The sequence below is a fragment of the Roseomonas sp. AR75 genome (genome assembly GCF_005222815.1).
GTDB lineage: Bacteria > Pseudomonadota > Alphaproteobacteria > Acetobacterales > Acetobacteraceae > Falsiroseomonas.
The window spans coordinates 434,962-454,609 of record NZ_STGB01000004.1 but is presented as its reverse complement, the minus strand read 5'-3'; the positions used below and the strand labels follow the sequence as shown (position 1 = coordinate 454,609).

The window sequence follows — 19,648 nt, the reverse complement described above, 5'->3', positions numbered from 1 at the left end:
TCGTGCGCCGCATCCTCGTCACCGGCGCTTCCGGCTTCGTCGGCGGCCATCTGCGGCCGGCGCTGCGTGCCGCCTTCCCGCAGGCGCGGCTGCTGGCGGCGACCCGCGGCGAAAGCGTCGCGGACTGGGACGAGGCGGTCACGCTCGACCTCCTGGACCAGCCAAGCTGCGCGGCCGCGCTCCGCGCCGCGCGGCCGGATGCGGTGCTGCACCTGGCCGCGATGGCGGCCGTCGGCGCCTCCTTCCGCGATCCGCTGCTGACCTGGCGCACCAATCTGCTCGGCACGCTGGCGATGGCGGAGGCGGTGCGGGCGGAAGCGCCGGAGGCGCTGTTCGTCCAGGCCTCCTCGGCGGAAGTCTACGGCCTTGCTTTCCAGCAGGGCCGCAGACTGGCGGAAGATGCGCCGCTGCTGCCCGCCAATCCCTATGCGGCGTCCAAGGCGGCGACGGACCTGGCGGTGGCCGAAATGGCCTTGCGCGGCTTGCGCAGCGTGCGGCTGCGGCCGGTGAACCACACCGGTGCGGGGCAGTCGGAGGATTTCGTGGTCTCCGCCTTCGCGCGGCAGGCGGCGATGATCGCCGCGGGGCGGCAGCCACCCGTGATCCGCGTCGGCGCGCTGGAGCGCTGGCGCGACTTCCTCGACGTCGCCGATGTCTGCGCCGCCTATGTCGCGGTGCTGCGCTGCGCCGATGCGTTGAAGCCCGGCGCGGTGTTCAACGTGGCGAGCGGCACGCCGAAGCATGTCGGCACGATCCTGGCGGATCTGCTGCGTCTGGCGGGCATCGCGCCGCGCGTGGAGGAGGAGGCGGCGCGGCTGCGCCCGACCGACGTGATCCGCACCGAATGCGACGCGACCGCCGCGCGCGACACCCTCGGCTGGGCGCCGCGCGTGCCCTGGGAGAGCACGCTCGCCGCGGTGCTGGACGACTGGCGCGCGCGGATCGGCTGATCAGGAAGCCGCGTCGAGCACGGCGCGGGCTGTCGCGGTCCAGGGCGTGGGCCGGTATTCCGCCGCGATCCGGGCCTCGAGCTCAGCGATCAGCCCCGGCTCCTCGATCGCGCGGCGCACCAGGCGCGCGGCGTCCGTGACGCTGTCGGGGTCGTGATACAGGCAGAACGCCCCGCCGGCTTCCGGCAGCGAGGCCGCCGAAGAGGCGAGGCAGACCTTGCCGAAGGACAGGCTTTCGGTCACCGGCAGGCCCCAGCCTTCGTAGAGCGAGGGGAACAGCGTGAACCGCGCGCCGCGATAGAGCGCCGCGAGCGTCGCGTCGTCCGCGTCCGGGATCAGCGTCAGCTTGCCGGCAAGCTGGCCGGAGTTGCGGATCTGCTGCATCAGGTCCTCGACCATCCAGCCGACCCGGCCGGCGAAGACGAGCTGCGGCACCTGCTTCGGCGGCAATTCCTCCTGCAGGCGGCGCCAGACGCGGAAGGCCAGCAGGTGGTTCTTGCGGGCTTCCAGCGTGCCGACCAGCAGCACGTAGCTGCCGGCCTCCAGCCCCTCGGGCAGCGGGCCGGGCGCCGCGTGGCTGAACCCGATGCCGACCGGCAGCGGGCGCGGCTGCGTCCGCAGCGCCAGCCCCTGCGCCCCCGCCCAGGATACGACGTCGCGCGCCGTCGCCCGCGACATGGTCAGCAGCAGGTCGGCTTCGGGCAGGCAGTTGCGCATGAAGGCGCGGAACAGCGCGCCGTTGTGCGCCTCGTAGAATTCCGGGCGCACCACCGGGATCAGGTCATGCACCAGCATGGCGAAGCGCAGCCCAGCGGGCCGGGCGCAGCGTTGCAGCAGGGCCGCGTAGTCGGGATGGCCCCAGGGCGAGCCGAAGGCGGCGACGATATCGCCAGGCTGGGCGACGTTGCGGATGTCGGGCAAGCCCTCCAGCACCGCGGAGGAGGTCGCGGAGCCGCCCCCCGGCAAGGTGGCACGTGCCGCTCGGCCGAGCGCACGGATCGCCGCGATTTGGCCGTAGATCGCCTCCCCCATGGGGTAGCGGAGCTCCACGGGCAGTCGCCAGGCCAGCCAGCGCAATGCCCTGCGCAGCGTCCCGCGCGGCGCCTCCGGGACATCGGCCGCTGCGTCCTTCGGCGCGCCGGCTTCCGCCGCGTCGCCCGGGGCGGGCGGCTCCGTCAGGCGGAGCGGTGCGCAATGGGCGGCGAGGTCCTCCCACCGCATCGCCCGCATCGTGCCGGCCACGGGATCGTGCCGCAGGAAGCCGATGCGCTCCGGCCCGACCGCCTCGAGCGCGGCATAGAGTTCCAGGCAGACGCGCTGGATGCCGCTCGGCCGGGTCGCGATCTCGGCGTAGTCCAGCAGGTCCTGCACATCGAACCAGATCCTCGGCGAGGTTGCCGGCACCAGCGGGCTCACCCGTGTCCGAGCTGGTCGAGGATCGCGGCTGCCGTGCTGCTCCACGGCGTCGGCCGGTAGCCGTCCGCGATCTCGGCCTCCAGCCGGGCGATCAGGCCGGGTTCCTCGATGGCGCGGCGATAGAGCGCCACGGCTTCCGTGACGCTGTCGGGGTCATGGTAGAGGCAGAACCGCCCGCCGGCCTCCGGCACCGAGGTGGTGCCGGACGCCAGGCAGACCTTGCCGAAGGCGAGGCTTTCGGAGACCGGCAGGCCCCAGCCTTCGTAGAGCGAGGGGAACAGCGTGAAGCGGGCGCCGCGATAGAGCTGGGCGAGCGTCGTGTCGTCGGGGTTCTCGACGACGGTCAGCTTGCCGGCGAGGTTTTCCGAGTTGCGGATCTGCTGCATCAGGTCGGCCACCATCCAGCCGACGCGCCCGGCGAAGACAAGCTGCGGCACACGCTCCGGCGGCAGCTCCTCGAGCAGGCGCCGCCACGCGCGGAAGGCGAGCAGGTGGTTCTTCCGCGCCTCCACCGTCGAGACGAACAGCGCATACTCGCCCGCCACCAGGCCCTGCGGCAGCGGCACGGTCTCGGCCGAGGTGGAGAAGCCGGTGCCGATCGGGATCGGACGCGGCGTGGTGGCGAGCCGCACCCCGATCCGCGCCGACCAGCGCTCCAGGTCGGCGGCGCTGGCGCGCGAGATGGTCATCAGCTCGTCGGCCAGCGGCAGGCAGCCGAGGATGAAGGAGGAGAACAGCATCACCAGCCCACGATCGCAGAATTCCGGGCGCATGACCGGGATGAGGTCATAGACCAGCAGGGCGAAGCGGAGATTCGTCTGCGACTTCAGGCGGGCGACCAGGGCGGGATATCCCTGGCTGGACCAGGGCGAGCCGAGCGCGGCCAACACGTCGCCGGGCTGCGCCACGTCGCGGATGTCGCGCCCGTAGGAGGGCGCAGCGCCGGGCGTCGCAGGAAGCGCGGCAACCTCGCCGGGCGGCGGCGCGGCGACGGCGGCGTTCTGCCGGCGGCGCGCGGCGAGGGCACCGGGCAGCGCCGCGGCAAAGCGCGCGAGGCCGCGTATCGCCGCCACCTGCGCGCGCGCCGCCTCGCCCAGCGGACGCCGCATCTCCGGCGGCAGCCGGCTCGCCGCCAGGCGCATGCCGCTGCCGATCAGGGGAAGCCGCGCCGCGCGGCTCTGCAGCAATGGCGCGACCGCCTGCGGCGCCGCGGCCGGCGCGCGGGCCGGCACGCCATGCGTCATGCTGCGATAGATCGCCTGCACATCCGCCCAATCCACCACGCGCATGGTGCCGCCGACCGGGTCATGCCGCAGGAAGCCGACCCGGCTCGCGTCGCTTGCCTGGATCGCCGCATAGATTTCGTAGGACAGGCGCTGGATGCCGCTTGGCCTGGCAACGGCGCCTGCGTATTCGAAGAGGTCTTCGACGTCGAACCAGATCGTCATGGACGAGGGGGCTACTCCGTGCGGCCGATGCGGCGCCGGCGCCCTTATATCTGCTGCGGCTGGCGAACAAACCCCGCGCGGGGATTGCCTGAAGGTCAATTTTTGCGCGTCCGGGCTGCAACCGTCGCGGGGAGGGAGTGCGGATTCGGGATGTCCAGGGATCTTCTGATCATCGGCGCCGGCGGCCACGCCAAGGTGGTCATCGAAGCCTTCCGGGCGGCGCAGGGTTGGCGGATTGCCGGCCTACTGGATGGTGCGCAGGCCGGCCGGACGGTGCTCGGCGTCCCTGTCATCGGCGGTGACGACGACCTGCCGCGGCTCCGGCGAGAGGGCGTTTCGGCAGCCTTCGTCGCCATCGGAAACAACCTTGCGCGTGAGCGGCTCGGTGCGGCGCTGGCGGCACACGGTTTTGTTATCCCGGCCTTGATCCATCCTGCGGCGTTTGTCTCGCCGGCGGCGAGAATCGGGGCCGGTGCGGCGGTGCTGGCTCGCGCCGTGATCGGGACCGAAACCGTACTCGGGGACTTCGTGATCGTGAACAACGGCGCGGTCGTGGACCACGACAACCTGCTAGGCTCGGCCGCCCATGTCGCGCCGGGCTGCGCGCTTGCCGGCAACGTCCAGGTCGGCGCACGCAGCCTGGTGGGGGTTGGATCGGCGGTGCGGCCGGGCGTACGGATCGGCGCCGACGCGGTGGTGGGGGCCGGCTCCGCGGTGGTAAAGGACGTGCCGGATCGGACGATGGTGGGCGGGGTGCCCGCACGGCCGCTGCGCGGCAAATCGGTTGCCGGATGACACGGCGCGGCGCTAGAGAGAAACAACCAGACCGATTAGGCGCAGGCGTACTGATCAACCTGCGGTTTTGGTAATGGGGAGGGCCACGGCATTGGTGGCAGACTCGCAATGAACGAATTGAGCCGGCCGGCCGACGGGGCGGCTTCCGCCTTCCTGCCCGTCTATGAGCCGGACCTGTCCGGCAATGAGCGGCGCTACGTGCTCGAGGCCGTGGACAGCACCTGGATCTCCTCGCGCGGCGCCTTCCTCGACCGCTTCGAGGGCGCCTTCGGCGAGGTCGTCGGCACGCCGCATGTCACCGCGGTGTGCAACGGCACGGTCGCGCTGCATCTTGCGCTGCACTGCCTGGACCTGCAGCCCGGCGACGAGGTGATCGTGCCGAGCTTCACCTACATCGCCTCCGTCAACACCATCGTGCAGGCGGGCGCCGTGCCGGTCTTCGCCGACTGCACGGCGGAGGATTGGCTGCTCGACCCCGTGGATGTCGAGCGGCGCATCACCCCGAAGACCCGCGCGATCATGCCGGTGCACCTGTACGGCGCCGTCTGCGACATGGACCGGCTCTGCGCCCTTGCGGAGCGGCACCGCCTGGAGATCGTCGAGGATTGCGCGGAGGCACTGGGCAGCACCTGGCGCGGCACGCATGTCGGCCGGTTCAGCGCCGCCGCGACCTTCAGCTTCTTCGGCAACAAGACCGTCACCACCGGCGAGGGCGGGATGGTGATGGCCCGCGACGCGGCGATGCTGCGCAGGCTGCGCATCGCCAAGGGCCAGGGCATGGACCCGGACCGTCGCTACTGGCACGTCGCGATGGGCTTCAACTACCGCATGACCAATGTCGCCGCGGCGATCGGCCTCGGCCAGATCGAGCGGCTGCCGGCGATCCTGGCGCGCAAGAAGGCGATCGCCGCGCGGTATCGGGCGAACCTGGCGAACCACCCCTTTGCGTTCCAGGAAATGCGGCCCGAGGTGGACAGCTCGGACTGGCTGGTCAGCCTGCTGCTGCCGCGCGGCGCGAACCGCGACGCGGTGATGGAGCGCCTGGCGCGGCTGCGGATCGAGACGCGGCCGGTCTTCTACTGCGCGCACCACATGCCGCACCACGAACGGCCGGATCTGGTCCTGCCCGTGTCGGAGGACATCGCGGCGCGCGGCATGAGCCTGCCGAGCTATCCTGCGCTGACAGATGCGGATGTGGACCGCGTTTGCGAGGCGCTGGTGGAGGTGGTACAGCGCCGGGGCTGATGCCCCGCGCCGAAACGACGCCCGGCCGGAACGGATCCGGCCGTCTTCCCGCCACGGTGATCCTGCTCGTCGCATTGTGCGGCGCCGTCGCCGTCGTGCACCGCGACCTGTGGCTCTCCGGCTTCGAGAGCATGACGGGCGACCAGCATGACGGGCTGATCGCCGTCGCGCTGATCTCGCACTGGTTCAACGTGCTGACCGGCGTGGAGCCCTGGCATCAGGTCGCCTGGTTCCACCCTTTCGCGCGCACGCTGGGCTACAATGACGGCTATCTGCTGTTCGGCCTGGCGGCGCTCGGCTTCCGGCTCGTCGGCGCCGATCCGCTGCTGGCGGTCGAGCTGGTGCCGCCACTGTTCGGCGCAATGGGGTTCCTGGGCGCCTTCCTCCTGGCGCGACGCATGCTGCGCCTGGAACCGGCCTGGGCCTGCCTGGCCGCTGCGGTCAGCACGCTGAGTCCCGGCCTGATGCAGGCGGCGACGCTGCATATCCAGATCTACGCCGTGGGTCCGGCGGTGCTGTGGTGCGCGATGCTGCACGGCATGGCGATGGCCTTCCTGCAGGGCGCCCGCCGGCGGTTCCTGTGGCTGGGCGTGCTGGCGGGCGGCTTCGGCGGTGCGCTGATGCTGACCGCCTTCTACACCTTCTGGATCGTCGGGCTGGCCATTCTGCTCTCGGCCCTGGTCTTCGCGATCGGCATGCCGCGCACCGAGTTCCGCGGCCTGTTCGGCCAGAGGCGGCCCTGGTGGCTGCTGGGCGTGCCGCTGCTGGTTCTCGTCGTCGCGCTGCTGCCGGCACTCTGGCTCTACCTGCCCCTGCTGGCGCAGACCGGCGGGCACGGGATCGAAGCGACACGCTTCTTCGCGCTCGGGCCACTCTCGGTGATCGACACAGGGCCGCGCAACCTGCTCTGGGGCTGGCTGAGCCCCTGGCTTGACCGCGACGCCGCCGGTGCGTCCTTGCGCATGCGCTATCTGGCGCGCGGCATCCCGCCGATCACGCTGCTTGCGACGCTGGCGGCCATGCTGCTGCTGTGGCGGCGCCGCGCCGATCCCGGCCTGCGCTTCGCCCTCGCCTTCCTGATCGCGACCTTGCTCATCGTGTTGTCGACGGTGGATTTCGGCGGCCGGGCCTGGGCCTGGCGCGTGACCTTCCTGCGCGTGCCGGGTGCCGGCGTGGCGCGCGAGATCTCGCGCGTCGTGGTCGTGCTGGCGCCGCTCGCCGTGATCGCCTGCGCCGTGCCGCTGGCCGCGCTGTGGCAGGCGCGCTGGCGGATCGCGGCCGCTGGCTGCGCAATGCTGCTGCTGGCAGAGCAATGGACCGCGATCCCCGACACGGGAATGCGCCGCACGGCGGAGCTGCGCCGGATCGAGGCGCTGGTGCCACCGCCACCCGGTTGCGAAGTCTTCGTCGCCATCGTGCCCCGCATGGGCCAGGCGCGCAGCATGGCGGACCAGCTCTACAGCCACAACGTGGATGCGATGGTCCTGGCCTCCGTGGCAGGTCTGCGCACGCCGAACGGCTTCTCCACCTTCAACCCGCCCGGCTGGGATTTCGGCGCGCCGAACCAGCGCGACTACCCCGCCAGGCTGCGCAGCTATCTGGAGGCGCATGGGCTTGCTGGGCACGCCTGCGCGGTCGATTTCGCGCGGCTGCGCTGGTTCGGACCGAGTGAGTCCTGGGCGTTCGAGACCGCGCCGCTGCCCCGCCCGCCGGCTGCCCCCGGCCTGCATCCGATCGCCGACCTGCGTGAGCATGCAGGTTGGCTGGAGAGCGGCTTCCACGGGCTGGAGAATTGGGGAGCCTGGAGCGGGCCCAAGGCCAGCCTGCTGCTGCCGCTGCCGGAAGGCTGGGCGGGCGGCGGTGCGCTGCTGCTGCAAATGCATCGCTTCGCCGCCGGCCCCGGGCAGCCGCCGGTGGTCGTGACAATCGCTGGCGAGGCGCCGCGGGAGATCGACTTCACCGACGGACGGCCGCGCGAGGTCGCGTTGCCCTTCACCGCCGCCGCCGCGGCCGATGGGGTGCTGCGGGTGACGATCGAGGACGGGCGGGCGACCTCCCCCCGCGCCGTCGGCGCGGGCCGCGACGAACGGGTGCTCGGCATCGGCCTGACCGGCGTCGGCTTCGCCCGCCCATGACGCGCCGCATTTGTCGCCGTCACCCGCTTGCTGTATCGGCAGGCCCGAGGTGAACCGGCCGTGACCGCCTTCCACAACCTCCATACCCATGGCTTCGTCCGCGCCGCGGTCGTCGCGCCGCGCGTGCGCGTCGCCGATCCCGCCTTCAACGTGACGCAGACGCTGGCCATGGCGCGCGACGCGGCGGCGCAGGGCGCGTCGCTGGTGCTGTTCCCGGAACTCGGCCTGTCCGCCTACGCGATCGACGACCTGCTGCAGCAATCGGCGCTGCTGGCGGCGGTGGAACAGGCCGTGGCGCGGCTGCTGGACGAATCCTGTGACCTGGCGCCCGTGCTGTTCGTCGGCGCGCCGGTGCGCGTGGGCGGGCGGCTGTTCAACGCCGCGCTCGCGATCCATCGCGGCAGGCTGCTGGCGGCCTGGCCGAAATCCTACCTGCCGGGCTACCGCGAGTTCTACGAGAAGCGGCACTTCGCCACCGGCCTCGGCGCCGTGCCGCCGACGCTGCACATCGCGGGGCAGGAGGCGCCCTTCGGCACCGATGTGCTGCTGCGCGCCACCGACCTGCCGGACCTGACCATCCATGTGGAGATCTGCGAGGATGTGTGGGCGCCGGTGCCGCCTTCCACGGCCGCCGCGCTGGCCGGCGCGACGGTGCTGCTGAATCTCTCCGCGAGCAACGTCACCGTCGGCAAGTCGGCCTATCGCCATGCGCTGTGCCAGGTGCATTCGGCGCGCTGCGTCGCGGCCTACCTGTATTCCGCCGCCGGCAACGGCGAATCCAGCACCGACCTGGCCTGGGACGGGCAGGCGATGATCTACGAGAACGGCACGCTGCTGGCCGAGGCGCCGCGCTTCGCCCGGGATGCGGCGCCGATCCTGGCCGATATCGACCTGGAGCGGCTGCAGCAGGAACGGCTGCGCATGACCAGCTTCGGCGACGCCGCGGACTTCAACCCGCCTTCGCGCCCGTTCCGCGTGATCCCCTTCGCGCTGGCGCCCGACACCGAAAGCGACCTTGGCCTGCGCCGCCCGCTCAGCCGCTTCCCCTTCGTGCCGGACGATGACGCGCGGCTCTCCGAGCTCTGCTACGAGGCTTACAACATCCAATCGTACGGGCTGCGGCAGCGGCTGGAATGCACGGGCATCAAGCGGCTGGTGATCGGCGTCTCCGGCGGGCTGGATTCAACGCAGGCGCTGCTGGTCGCGGCGCATGCCTTCGACACGCTCGGACTGCCGCGCACGAACATCCTGGCCTATACGCTGCCGGCCTTCGCGACGACGGACCGGACCAAGTCCAATGCCTGGGCGCTGATGCGCGCGCTGGGCGTCTCGGCGGCCGAGATCGACATGACGCCGGCCTGCACGCAGATGCTGCGCGACATCGGCCATCCCTTCGCCGAAGGCCAGCCGGTGCACGACATCACCTTCGAGAACGTGCAGGCCGGCGCACGGACGTCGCTGCTGTTCCGCCTGGCCAATCAGCACGACGCGCTGGTGCTGGGCACCGGCGACCTGTCGGAACTGGCGCTGGGCTGGGCGACCTATGGCGTCGGCGACCACATGTCGCACTACAACGTCAATGCGAGCGTGCCGAAGACGCTGATCCAGCACCTGATCCGCTGGGTGGCGGAGAGCGCTGCCTTCGGCACGGCGGCGAAGCCCGTGCTGCTGGACATCCTGGCGACCGAGATCTCGCCCGAGCTGGTGCCCGGCGACGGCAAGGACGGGCCGGCGCAGAAGACCGAGGATTTCGTGGGCCCCTATGCGCTGCAGGATTTCACGCTGTTCCACGTCACGCGCTTCGGCTTTCGCCCCTCCAAGGTGGCGTTCCTGGAATGGCATGCGTGGCGCGACGCGCAGGCCGGCGCCTGGCCGCCGAACACGCCGGCGGACAAGCGCATGGCCTATGACCTGCCGGTGATCGCGAAATGGCTGCGGGTCTTCGTCCGGCGCTTCTTCGCGACCAGCCAGTTCAAGCGGTCGGCGCTGCCGAACGGGCCGAAGGTGAGTTCGGGCGGGTCGCTCTCGCCGCGCGGCGACTGGCGCGCGCCGAGCGATGCCTCGGCGGCGGCGTGGCTGGCGGATCTGGAGAGGATTCCGACGCGGGGAGAGTGAGAGCGTAGGGTGATGCCCCCCTCACCCAACGCTCTCCCCCCGTTGGGGGGAGAGGCCTTCTCTGGACGGTAGGGCTACGCCGTCGCGAACAGGTAGGGCGGCATGGGCTGGGTGTTGTCCGTCACGCCCTTCACGCCGGGGATGTTCTCCGCCAGGACGCGCAGGCCGCGCTGCACGGCGGCGCTGCGGCTGAAGCCGTGGAACTCCACGATGCCGTTGTTGACCTCGACCAGCGTGTAGAAGGTGTCCGCCCAGGGCTCCTTCTTCATCGCCGCCATCACCGCGCGGCGGATGCGCTCATCCGGGTATTCGCCGCCATCCGATGGCGCGGTGACCAGCGCGCGCAGCAGGTCGGCGCGAGAGACGATGCCCTTCAGGCGCCCGTCCTGCGTCACGACCACGCGGCGGATGCCGCGATCCTCCATCATGTGCGCGATCTGCGACGCCAGCGTGTCGGGGTCCACGGCCACGACCTCGCTGGTCATCACGTCGCGCGCGGTCACGCCATGGGTGCGGGCGTAGCGCTCGGCGTCGCGTTCCTGGTTGCCGAACAGGCTGGCGAACCAGCCGGTGGGCTTGTCGGCCTCGCCGGCGAGGCGACGGATCAGGTCGGCCTCCGTGACGATGCCGAGCACCTTGCCCTCCGCATCCACCACCGGGACGGCGGAGATGCCGCGATCGGCCAGCACGCGCGCCATCGCCATCACGGGCGTCTCGGGCGGCACGGTGATGACGTCGGAGGTCATCAGGTCACGGGCTCTGAGATTGGTCATCGGGGCGCTCCCTCTGCTCCGGTGCAGAATACCATCATGTTAGGCTCCCCGGCCGATGCAAACCTTGACGCAGGTCAACCGCCGGCCGTTTGACAGCATCCGCAGCGCCTGTATTCCTGGCGCCGTGAACAAGGGAGGAACCGCTTTCATGTCCAACGCCATCGGCCGACGCACGCTCACGCTCCGACTTGCAACCATCGCGGGTGCAACGTCGCTCGGCCTGCCGCATGTCGCGCGCGCCCAGGGCGCGGTGCAGATGTCCATCGCCACGGGCACCACCGGCGGCGTCTACTACCCGCTCGGCGGCGCGCTCGGGAACCTGCTCTCGCGCGACATTCCCGGGATGAGCGCGACAGCCGAGGTCACCGGCGGCTCCGTCGCGAATTTCCAGCTCCTCGGCGCCGGCCGCGTCGGCATGCTGTTCGGCCAGGTGGATGCGGCCGTGGACGCCATCAACGGCGCCGGCCCCTTCCGCGGGCGCAAGGTGCCGGCCCGCGCGATCGCCGTGCTCTACACCAACCGCATGCAGGTGGTGACCACGGCCGCCACGGGCATCAAGTCCATGGCGGACATGAAGGGCAAGCGCATCTCCACGGGCGCGCCGGGTTCCGCGACGGAGCTTTTCGCCTTCCGCGTGATCGAGGCCGCCGGGTTGGATCGCGAGAAGGATTTCCGTGCGCGGGAGCGGCTCTCCCCGGCGGAATCCACCAACGCGATCCGCGACGGCAAGCTCGATGCCTATTTCTTCGTCTCGGGCGTGCCGACCAGCGCGATCACCGACCTGGCAGCGACGCCTGGCACGCAGATCCACCTGGTGGATCATGCCGATCTCTTCCAGAAGATCGTGGAGAAGAACGGCCCGGTCTATTTCCCGGAGGAGATCCCGGCCAACACCTATCCGGGCCAGACCACGCCGAACAAGCAGCTTTCCGTCGCCAACATCCTGGCGGTGCGCGATGACATGCCCGCCGACCTCGTGACCAGGATCCTGCAGGTCACCTGGGGCAGGCGCGAGGACCTCGTGCGCACCCATTCCGCCGCACGCGACTTCACGCTGGCAGCGCAGAAGACCGCAGCGGCCGGCATTCCCTGGCATCCTGCCGCGGAGACCTTCTGGCGCGCCGCCGGCGCCAATCTGGGCTGAGCCGTCAAGGGCATCTCGGGCTGATGAGCACCACCCTGATTCCGCCCGAGGTGCCCAAGGGCGCGTTGGACGAGGCCACCGCCGCCCGGCTGGAGGAGCTGATCGAGCAGGAGGAGGGGGTGCAGAACCGCCTCCCCGGCCTGCTCGGCCAAGCCACGGTCGCGGTCGCGCTGGCGATGTCGCTGTTCCACCTGTGGGCGGCCTGGGACATCGTGCCCACCACCACGCTGCGCTACGTCCATGTCGGCTTCGCGCTGGTGCTGGGCTTCGCATTGTTCCCCGCGGGACGAAGCTGGCGGCACCGGCTGATGCCCTGGGACATGGCGCTGATCGCCGCCAGCATCTACGTCATCTGGTACCTGATCTCCGGCGGCGACGAGCTGCAGGACCGCTACGTCTTCCCCGAGCCGATGGACCTGGTGGTCGGCTGGATGCTGATCGCGCTGGTGCTGGAGGTGACACGCCGCGCCACCGGGCCGGTGATGCCCGTGGTGGGGCTGGTGTTCCTGCTCTACGGCTTCTGGGGCAACCTGCTGCCGCCGCCCTGGCAGCACCAGGGCTACGACGCCGAGCGGCTGGTGCCGCACCTGACCATCACGCTGGAAGGCATCTTCGGCACGGCGGTGGATGTGTCCGCGTCGCTGATCGTGCTGTTCACCATCTACGGCGCCATCCTGCAGGCCTCGGGTGCGGGAAAATTCTTCGTGGACTTCTCCTTCGCGCTGACCGGCGGCAAGCCGACCAGCGCGGGGCGCACCGTGGTGCTCTCCTCCTTCCTGCTGGGCGGGCCTTCGGGTTCGGGCGTGGCCACCACCGTGACACTCGGCACCGTGGCGTGGCCGATGATGAAGCGGGTCGGCTATCCGGCGGCCGATGCCGGCGGGCTGCTTGCAGCCGGCGGGATGGGCGCGATCCTCTCGCCGCCGGTGATGGGTGCTGCGGCCTTCCTGATCGCCGAGTACCTCAAGATCGGCTATCTCGAGGTGCTGGTGATGGCGATCATCCCCACCTGCCTCTATTACGCCTCCCTGCTGTTCATGGTGGAGCTGGACCAGCGGCGCATCCAGGCGCGCGCCGCGGCGGGCGACCAGGACGCGGCGACCAGGATGCAGGTCGACCCGGTCGGCAAGCTGCTGCGGCTCTACGGCTTCCACTTCTCCACGCTGATCGCGATCGTCGTCTTCATGGTGATGGGCTACTCGGCGACCCTGTCGGTGCTCTACGCCATGATCGTCGCGGTGGTGCTGAGCTTCCTGCGGCGCGACACGGCCCTGACGCCGATGCGCCTGGTGCAGGCGCTGTCGGCGGGCGCGGTGCAGGCGGTGGGTATCGCCGCCACCTGCGCCTGCGCCGGCATCATCGTGGGCGTCATCACGCTGACCGGGCTCGGGCTGAAATTCTCCGACATCGCCATCCAGGCGGCCGGCGGTTCGCTGGTGGTGACGGCGATCTATACCGGGCTGATCGTGTGGGTCGTCGGCCTCGCCGTGCCGGTGACGGCCAGCTACATCATCTGCGCGGTAGTCGCCGCGCCGGCGCTGATCAAGCTCGGCGTGCCGGACTACGCGGCGCACATGTTCGTCTTCTACTATGCGGTGCTGAGCGAGGTCTCGCCGCCCACCGCGCTCAGTCCCTTCGCGGCCAGCGCGATCACCGGGGCGGGGCCATACCGCACCACGCTGATGGCGTGGAAATACACCATACCCGCCTTCGTCCTGCCCTTCGTCTTCGTCACCGACCCGGAGGGCGTCGGGCTGCTGTTGCAGCTGCGCGACGGCATGAACTGGGCCGACGTGGCGTGGCAGGTGGTGCTGGCGACGCTCGGCCTCGCCGCGCTGGCCGCCGCCACCCAGGGCTGGCTGCTGCGCGCGCTGGCGGGGTGGGAGCGCTGGGCGCTCGCGCTGGCGGGCGTGCTGATGGTGTTCCCCGCCGCGCTGGAGGCGCTGCTGGCCGACCTGGTGCCGCATCCGCATCTGGTCGGGCTGGCGCTGGCGGCGGCGTTGATGGCGTTGCAGTGGCGGGGGCGCGCAGCCTAGCTTCCCTGGCATGGGTCCGCCTCTGTGCTGCGCCGTCGCGCTAAGCCTTCTCGCGCTGCTCGGCGGCTGCGGCGACACGCCCGCGGCGCAGGCGCTGCGACGCGGGACGCCCACCGCGCTGCCGGTGCCCGTACAGGGGCCCTATGTCCTGCTGATCGCGCCGCGGCGCGCGGTGCTGCTGCCGGTGAGCGGAAGCGGCGCGCGCCACATCTGGCGTGGCGAGGCCAGCAATGTCGCCGTCGCGACCGAAGGCGCGCGGGTGATCGCCACCGCGGGCTTCCGGCAAATGGTGATGGCGACGCGCTTCGAGGGGCCGGACCCGCTGGAACGCCCGCTGGCGCTGCGCGGCACGGAAGCCTTCGCGCGGCGCAGCGTGGATCTCGCCGCGAATGAGCGCGATCCCGCCACGATGCGCTTCGGCGTCGCCCTGGAATGCCGGCTGACCGGCCGCGACGAGGCGGGATGGCTGTTGGTGGAGGAGCGCTGCACCGGCGGCGGCGCAGGCGCCTTCACCAACCTCTTCTGGGTGCAGCCGGAATCGGGCGCCGTGCTGCGCAGCCAGCAATGGGTCGGCGACGAGGTGGACATGCTGACCCTGGAGTTCCACGGCGGGTAGCCGCCGGTTCATCCCGCCGGCGCCGAGATGAACAGGTCGAGCCCCATGCGCTGCGACAGGTGCCGTGCGACAAGCTGTCCCTTCACGCTGTTTCCGGCCGCGTCGAGCGGCGGCGCGAAGGTGCCGAGCCCGCCCTTGCCGGGTGAGACGGTGACGATGCCGCCGCCGATGCCGCTCTTGCCGGGCAGGCCGATCTCGTAGAGCCAGTCGCCGGAGGTCTCGTACAGGCCGGCCACCGCCATCACCGCCAGCGCGTAGTGGCAGGTGGCGGCATCCACCACGCGCTGCCTCGTCACGGGGTTCACGCCGCCATCGGCCAGCGTCGCGCCCATCACGGCGAGGTCGACCGCCGTGACGTCCAGCGCGCATTGCATGGTGTAGAGGTCCACGGCCTCGGCCGGCTCGCAATAGATCGTGCCGACCGATTGCAGGAACCAGGCGAGGCTGCGGTTGCGGAAATTGGTCTCGCGCGCCGAGGCCAGCACCGGCTCGTTCATCGGCAGGTCGCGGCCGGCGAAGCGGGACAGGCCCTCGTGCAGGAAGCGCCAGCGTTCCTCCCGCGTCGCGCCCGGCGCAAGGCTGGTGGTGGCGATGGCGCCCGCGTTCACCATCGGGTTGGTGCGGCCATCCCGCATGTGCTCGATGCCCGCTGCCGAGTTGAAGGCGTGGCCGGTGGCGTTCACGCCGATGCGGGCGCGCGCCGCTTCCGGCCCGATCGCCTGGCACACCAGCGCGAAGACGAAGGGCTTGGAGACGGACATGATGGAGAAGGGCTGCCGCGCATCGCCCGCGGTGAAGACCGCGCCGCGCGTATCCGCGACCGCAATCCCGAACAGCTCCGACGGCATGCGCGCCAGCGCGGGGTAGACGCGCGACACGTCGCCTTCCGTCACGCCGGCGAAGCGGCGATGCGCGTCTTCCACCAGAGCCTGCACGCGCTCCGCCGCCGGCAGGGCGCCGGTGGAGATGAAATCGCCTGCCTCGCCGAAGGCCATGGGAGCGTCCTTCGTCCTTCCGTCGCACGCAACCGATAGCATGCAGGCGGCGTCGAGGCGCGGGGTGCGAATCGCGCCCGCGGCGGGCCTGGGACGGGCTGCACAGCCAGGATACGCGAAGCCGGCGCGGGCGCGGCATTTGCCCTGGCCTCGCCGCCTGCGCTGTGCCACCACGGCCGCGGCGATGAACACCGACCTCCTGCTCGTCCTGCTGCTGCTCGGCGCCGCGATCGCGATGTTCATCGCGAACCGGCCGCGCATGGACGTGGTCGGGCTGCTGATGATCGTGCTGCTGCCGCTGACCGGCGTCATCACCGTGAACGAGGCGCTGGCCGGCTTCGCCGATCCGTCCATCGTGCTGATCGCCGCGCTGTTCGTCATCGGCGAGGGACTGGTGCGCACGGGTGTCGCGCGCGACATGGGCGACTGGCTCGGCCGCGCCGCCCGCGGCAGCGAATCGCGTGCGCTGGTGATGCTGATGATCGCGGCGGCCGGGCTCGGCGCCTTCATGAGCAGCACGGCGGTGGTCGCCATCTTCATCCCGATCGTGCTGCGGCTGTGCGCCGGCACCGGCGCCTCCCCGCGCGCGCTGATGATGCCGCTTTCCGTCGCGGCGCTGATCAGCGGCATGCTGACGCTGATCGCGACCGCGCCGAACCTGATGGTGAATGCGGAACTGGCGCGGCAGGGGCATGAGGGGTTCGGCTTCTTCGGCGTCACCCCCTTCGGCCTGCCGCTGCTGGTGCTGGCCGTGCTCTACATGCTGGTCGCGCGGCGCCTGCTGTCGGGTGGCGACGCGGCGGCGGTGTCGGCGCCACCGGAGGCGCAGCGCGCCCGGCTGCAGGACTGGATCCGGCAATACGACCTGCCGGACCGCGAATACCGCCTGCGCATCCGGCCCGGATCGCCCCTGGCCGGACGGCGGCTTGAGGAGCTGGCGCTGCGCAAGGACGGCCTGAACATCCTGGCCATCGAGCGCCCGCGCCGCTTCGGCGTGGACCTGCTGCGGCCTTCCGGCACGGTGGCATTGCAGGATGGCGACGAACTTCTCGCCGACTTCCAGGCCGCCGGCGCGGATCCCGCCCCACTGTTCGCCCGCCACGGCCTGGCGCCGCTGCCGCTCGGCGACGGCACGCGCTATTTCGGCGCGCGCAGCCAGCAGATGGGCATGGTGGAGGCGCTGGTGCCAGCCGAATCCAGCCTGGTCGGCCGCACCATCCTGGAAGCGCGGCTGCGTTCGGAATACGGCATGACCGCCATCGGCCTGCGGCGTGGCCGCAAGCCTGCCGGCGCGGAGCTGCTGACCCAGCGCCTGCAGGTGGGCGACACGCTGCTGCTGTTCGGCTTCTGGCGCGACCTGGAGGCGCTGCGGCGCGACAGCAGCGAGTTGGTGCTGCTGAACCTGCCGGCCGAGTTCGACGAGGTGCTGCCGGCGCCCGGCCTCGCCCTGCCGGCGCTGCTCTCGCTCTGCATCACCGTCGCGCTGATGGTCGGCGGCGTGGTGCCGAACGTGCAGGCGGCGCTGATCGGCTGCCTGCTGATGGGCCTGTTCCGCTGCGTCGACATGAACAGCGCCTACCGCTCCATCAGTTTCAAGACGCTGGTGCTGATCATCGGCATGCTGCCCTTCTCCATCGCGCTGCAACGCACGGGCGGCGTGGACCTGGCGGCGGAGGCGCTGCTGTCGGTCGCCGGCGGCTTCGCGCCGCGGCTGGTGCTGGCGATCCTGTTCGTGGTGACCGCGTCGCTCGGGCTGTTCATCTCCAACACGGCGACGGCGGTGCTGATGGCGCCGGTGGCGCTGGCCATCGCGCAGGATCTCGGCCATTCGCCCTACCCCTATGCCATGATCGTGGCGCTCGCCGCCTCCGCGGCGTTCATGACGCCGGTCTCCTCGCCGGTGAACACGCTGGTGGTGGCGCCGGGCGGCTACAGCTTCGCCGACTTCATGAAGGTCGGCGTCCCCTTCACGCTCGTCGCGCTGGTGGTCAGCGTGCTGCTGGTGCCGCTGCTGCTGCCGTTCTGACAGCCTCACGCCGATGGCTTGGCGCCGCCGGCGCATCAAACCCGCGTGCCCGAAGCATCGGCAGCCTTGCCATGCCATGCTGCCGCCACGGCAATCCCGCTCCATGCGGGAACCAGAACGGAGAACCCAGATGCGCCGGATCCTCGCCCTGCTCGGGCTGCTTGCAATGCCAGTCGCCCTGGCCGCGCCGCTCGCCGCGCAGCCCACGCCCGTGCCGGAGACGGAACTGCATATCGGAGAGAGCGCCGAGGTGCTGCGCGCCCCGGACGAGGTGGTGGCGACGCTGCGCGCGGAGGCCCGTGCCGGCACCGCCGCCGCCGCGCAGGAGGCGGTGAACCGCGCCGTCACCGGCGCCGTGGAGCGTGCCCGTGCGGTGCAGGGCGTGCGCGTCTCGACCGGCGGCTACTGGACCAACCGCGTCGACGAGGGCCGCGCCTGGCAGGCGGCCCAGCAGGTCACGCTGCGCAGCGGCGACGGCGCCGCGCTGCTCGGCCTGGCCGGCACGCTGCAGGGGCAGGGGCTCGCGATGAGCAGCCTGCACTGGCAGTTGACGCGCGAGACCGAGCGCGCGGCGCGGGAGGAAGCCTCCCGCCTGGCGCTGGACGGGCTGCGCCGGCGCGCGGCGGCGGTGGCGGAACAGCTCGGCCTGGTGATGGTCGGGCTGAAGGAGGTGCGGATCGACGTGCCGGAGCGCATGCCGCGCCCGGCGCCGATGGCCATGGCCGCCCGCAGCGCCAGCGCCGCCCCGCCGCCCGTCGCGGTGGCGGAGGATGTCGTGGTGCAGGCGACAGTGCAGGCGGTCGTCGTGCTGCGCCCGCGATAGGGCGACCTATTTCAGGAAGGGGTTCGACCGGCGTTCCTCGCCGATGGTCGAACCCGGGCCGTGGCCGCAGAGGAAGCGGATCTCGTCGCCCAGCGGAAACAGCTTGGTGCGGATCGCATCGAGCAGCGCCGCGTGGTCGCCATAGGGGAAGTCGGTCCGCCCGATCGAGCCGCGGAACAGCACGTCGCCCAGGATGGCGAAGCCGAGCCCGGGTGCGACGAACACCACATGCCCCGGCGCATGGCCCGGGCAATGCAGCACGCCGAACTCCTGCCCGGCGATGGAGACCACGTCGCCGTCCGCCAGCCACCGGTCGGGCGTGACGCTGTCCATGCCCTCCAGGCCGTACTGCGCGGCCTGGACGGGAATGCCCTGCAACAGGAACTCGTCCGCGCGATGCGGGCCTTCCACCGGCACCGGCGCGCCCTGCTTCGCCTCCAGCGCCGCCTTCAGCGCCGCCGCGCCCCCGGCATGGTCCAGGTGGCCATGCGTCAGCAGGATGCGCTCCACCGTGAAGTCGGCGCGATCCAGCGCCGCCTGGATGCGCGGCACGTCGCCGCCGGGATCCACGACTACGCCGCGCCGCGTCTCCGCATCCCAGATCAGGGCGCAGTTCTGCTGGAAGGGCGTGACGGCGATCTGGGCGGCCTGGAGCTTCGGCATCGGTCCGGAGTGCCGCCACGCGGCGGCCCCGTCAATGCCGGGTGGCGTGCAGGACCAGTCCGCATTGGTGCGGCTCGCGCGCCAGGCGCACGAAGACCTGCCGCGCCTCCTCCGCGGTGGCGCCGGCGATGGCGCCGGCGGCCAGCGCCTCCCGGCTCCACATCCAGGACGGGACGGAATCGTCGCGCATCGTCCAGTCCGGGAAGAGCCGCGCCGCGGCGTCGCCGCTCCAGAGCAGCGAGACCTCCACATGCCGGTCGTCGCGCAGGATGCGGCCGAAGCAGGCGGTCACCGCGGCGCGCGGTCCTTCCAGCACCTGCATGAACAGGTCGTGGCGGCAGATCAGCGCGCCGGTGATGCCGTCCTGCGCGTTGCGGTGGCGCGCCACCGCGAGGATGTCCTCGAGCGCGGCGGCATCGAAGCCGAAGGGCCGTGACGCGTAGATCAATTGCAGCACCCGCATCGGCC

The 19,648-nt window shown here is 71.4% G+C and carries 16 protein-coding genes; 10 read left to right on the top strand and 6 right to left on the bottom strand.

The features are described 5' to 3' along the window. Window positions 1-2: 2 nt before the first annotated feature. Window positions 3-950 carry a GDP-mannose 4,6-dehydratase gene (locus E4T13_RS16235; protein ID WP_240791160.1) on the top strand — a complete coding sequence of 316 codons (948 nt, stop codon included), beginning with the start codon at window positions 3-5 and terminating at the stop codon, window positions 948-950. On the opposite strand, the gene E4T13_RS16230 is transcribed toward E4T13_RS16235, so the two are convergent. Together E4T13_RS16230 and E4T13_RS16225 are read right to left on the bottom strand one after the other, a co-directional pair. Next, a complete protein-coding gene (locus E4T13_RS16230; protein ID WP_137179337.1) occupies window positions 951-2,366 on the bottom strand; it encodes a glycosyltransferase family 1 protein in 1,416 nt (471 codons plus the stop codon). Beyond that, entirely contained in the window at window positions 2,363-3,814 is a 1,452-nt protein-coding gene (locus E4T13_RS16225) for a glycosyltransferase family 1 protein (protein WP_137179336.1), read from the bottom strand. The genes E4T13_RS16230 and E4T13_RS16225 overlap by 4 nt, the downstream gene beginning before the upstream one ends. A gap of 150 nt (window positions 3,815-3,964) precedes the next feature. Between E4T13_RS16225 and E4T13_RS16220 the strand changes: the two genes are divergently transcribed. From E4T13_RS16220 to E4T13_RS16205, 4 genes are all read left to right on the top strand, one after another. Then, on the top strand, window positions 3,965-4,609 hold the full coding sequence (locus E4T13_RS16220) for an acetyltransferase (RefSeq protein WP_137179335.1): 645 nt from the start codon (window positions 3,965-3,967) through the stop codon (window positions 4,607-4,609). A gap of 108 nt (window positions 4,610-4,717) precedes the next feature. Beyond that, on the top strand, window positions 4,718-5,854 hold the full coding sequence (locus E4T13_RS16215) for a DegT/DnrJ/EryC1/StrS aminotransferase family protein (RefSeq protein ID WP_137179334.1): 1,137 nt from the start codon (window positions 4,718-4,720) through the stop codon (window positions 5,852-5,854). After that, on the top strand, window positions 5,854-7,989 hold the full coding sequence (locus tag E4T13_RS16210; RefSeq protein ID WP_137179333.1) for a hypothetical protein: 2,136 nt from the start codon (window positions 5,854-5,856) through the stop codon (window positions 7,987-7,989). Before E4T13_RS16215 ends, E4T13_RS16210 begins: the two co-directional genes overlap by 1 nt. A 60-nt stretch (window positions 7,990-8,049) precedes the next feature. Further along, on the top strand, window positions 8,050-10,104 hold the full coding sequence (locus tag E4T13_RS16205; RefSeq protein WP_137179332.1) for an NAD(+) synthase: 2,055 nt from the start codon (window positions 8,050-8,052) through the stop codon (window positions 10,102-10,104). A gap of 74 nt (window positions 10,105-10,178) precedes the next feature. On the opposite strand, the gene E4T13_RS16200 is transcribed toward E4T13_RS16205, so the two are convergent. Continuing rightward, window positions 10,179-10,877 carry a CBS domain-containing protein gene (locus E4T13_RS16200; RefSeq protein ID WP_240791159.1) on the bottom strand — a complete coding sequence of 233 codons (699 nt, stop codon included), beginning with the start codon at window positions 10,875-10,877 and terminating at the stop codon, window positions 10,179-10,181. Between the two features lie 148 nt (window positions 10,878-11,025). On the opposite strand from E4T13_RS16200, the gene E4T13_RS16195 reads away from it, so the two are divergent. Genes E4T13_RS16195 through E4T13_RS16185 form a run of 3 tightly spaced genes read left to right on the top strand, consistent with a single transcriptional unit; the run spans window position 11,026 to window position 14,673 of the window. After that, window positions 11,026-12,021 carry a TAXI family TRAP transporter solute-binding subunit gene (locus E4T13_RS16195; protein ID WP_137179331.1) on the top strand — a complete coding sequence of 332 codons (996 nt, stop codon included), beginning with the start codon at window positions 11,026-11,028 and terminating at the stop codon, window positions 12,019-12,021. Window positions 12,022-12,044: 23 nt separating this feature from the next. Next, window positions 12,045-14,057 (top strand): TRAP transporter fused permease subunit, encoded by a 2,013-nt coding sequence (locus tag E4T13_RS16190; protein ID WP_137179330.1) that lies wholly within the window; start codon window positions 12,045-12,047, stop codon window positions 14,055-14,057. Window positions 14,058-14,067: 10 nt separating this feature from the next. Beyond that, on the top strand, window positions 14,068-14,673 hold the full coding sequence (locus E4T13_RS16185) for a YjbF family lipoprotein (RefSeq protein ID WP_137179329.1): 606 nt from the start codon (window positions 14,068-14,070) through the stop codon (window positions 14,671-14,673). 8 nt (window positions 14,674-14,681) lie between these two features. On the opposite strand, the gene glsA is transcribed toward E4T13_RS16185, so the two are convergent. Next, window positions 14,682-15,668 carry a glutaminase A gene (gene glsA / locus E4T13_RS16180; RefSeq protein WP_137179328.1) on the bottom strand — a complete coding sequence of 329 codons (987 nt, stop codon included), beginning with the start codon at window positions 15,666-15,668 and terminating at the stop codon, window positions 14,682-14,684. 184 nt (window positions 15,669-15,852) lie between these two features. Here glsA and E4T13_RS16175 point away from each other — a divergent pair, with 184 nt between their 5' ends. Further along, window positions 15,853-17,694 (top strand): SLC13 family permease, encoded by a 1,842-nt coding sequence (locus tag E4T13_RS16175; RefSeq protein ID WP_137179327.1) that lies wholly within the window; start codon window positions 15,853-15,855, stop codon window positions 17,692-17,694. Window positions 17,695-17,824: 130 nt separating this feature from the next. After that, window positions 17,825-18,517 carry an SIMPL domain-containing protein gene (locus E4T13_RS16170; RefSeq protein ID WP_170985028.1) on the top strand — a complete coding sequence of 231 codons (693 nt, stop codon included), beginning with the start codon at window positions 17,825-17,827 and terminating at the stop codon, window positions 18,515-18,517. A gap of 6 nt (window positions 18,518-18,523) precedes the next feature. Here the strand turns inward: E4T13_RS16170 and E4T13_RS16165 are convergent, their stop codons facing one another. Together E4T13_RS16165 and E4T13_RS16160 are read right to left on the bottom strand one after the other, a co-directional pair. After that, window positions 18,524-19,180: an MBL fold metallo-hydrolase gene (locus E4T13_RS16165; protein ID WP_137179325.1), complete on the bottom strand. Its 657-nt coding sequence runs from the start codon at window positions 19,178-19,180 to the stop codon at window positions 18,524-18,526. A 31-nt stretch (window positions 19,181-19,211) separates the two neighbouring features. Then, window positions 19,212-19,643: a BLUF domain-containing protein gene (locus tag E4T13_RS16160; RefSeq protein WP_137179324.1), complete on the bottom strand. Its 432-nt coding sequence runs from the start codon at window positions 19,641-19,643 to the stop codon at window positions 19,212-19,214. Between the last annotated feature and the right edge of the window lie 5 nt (window positions 19,644-19,648).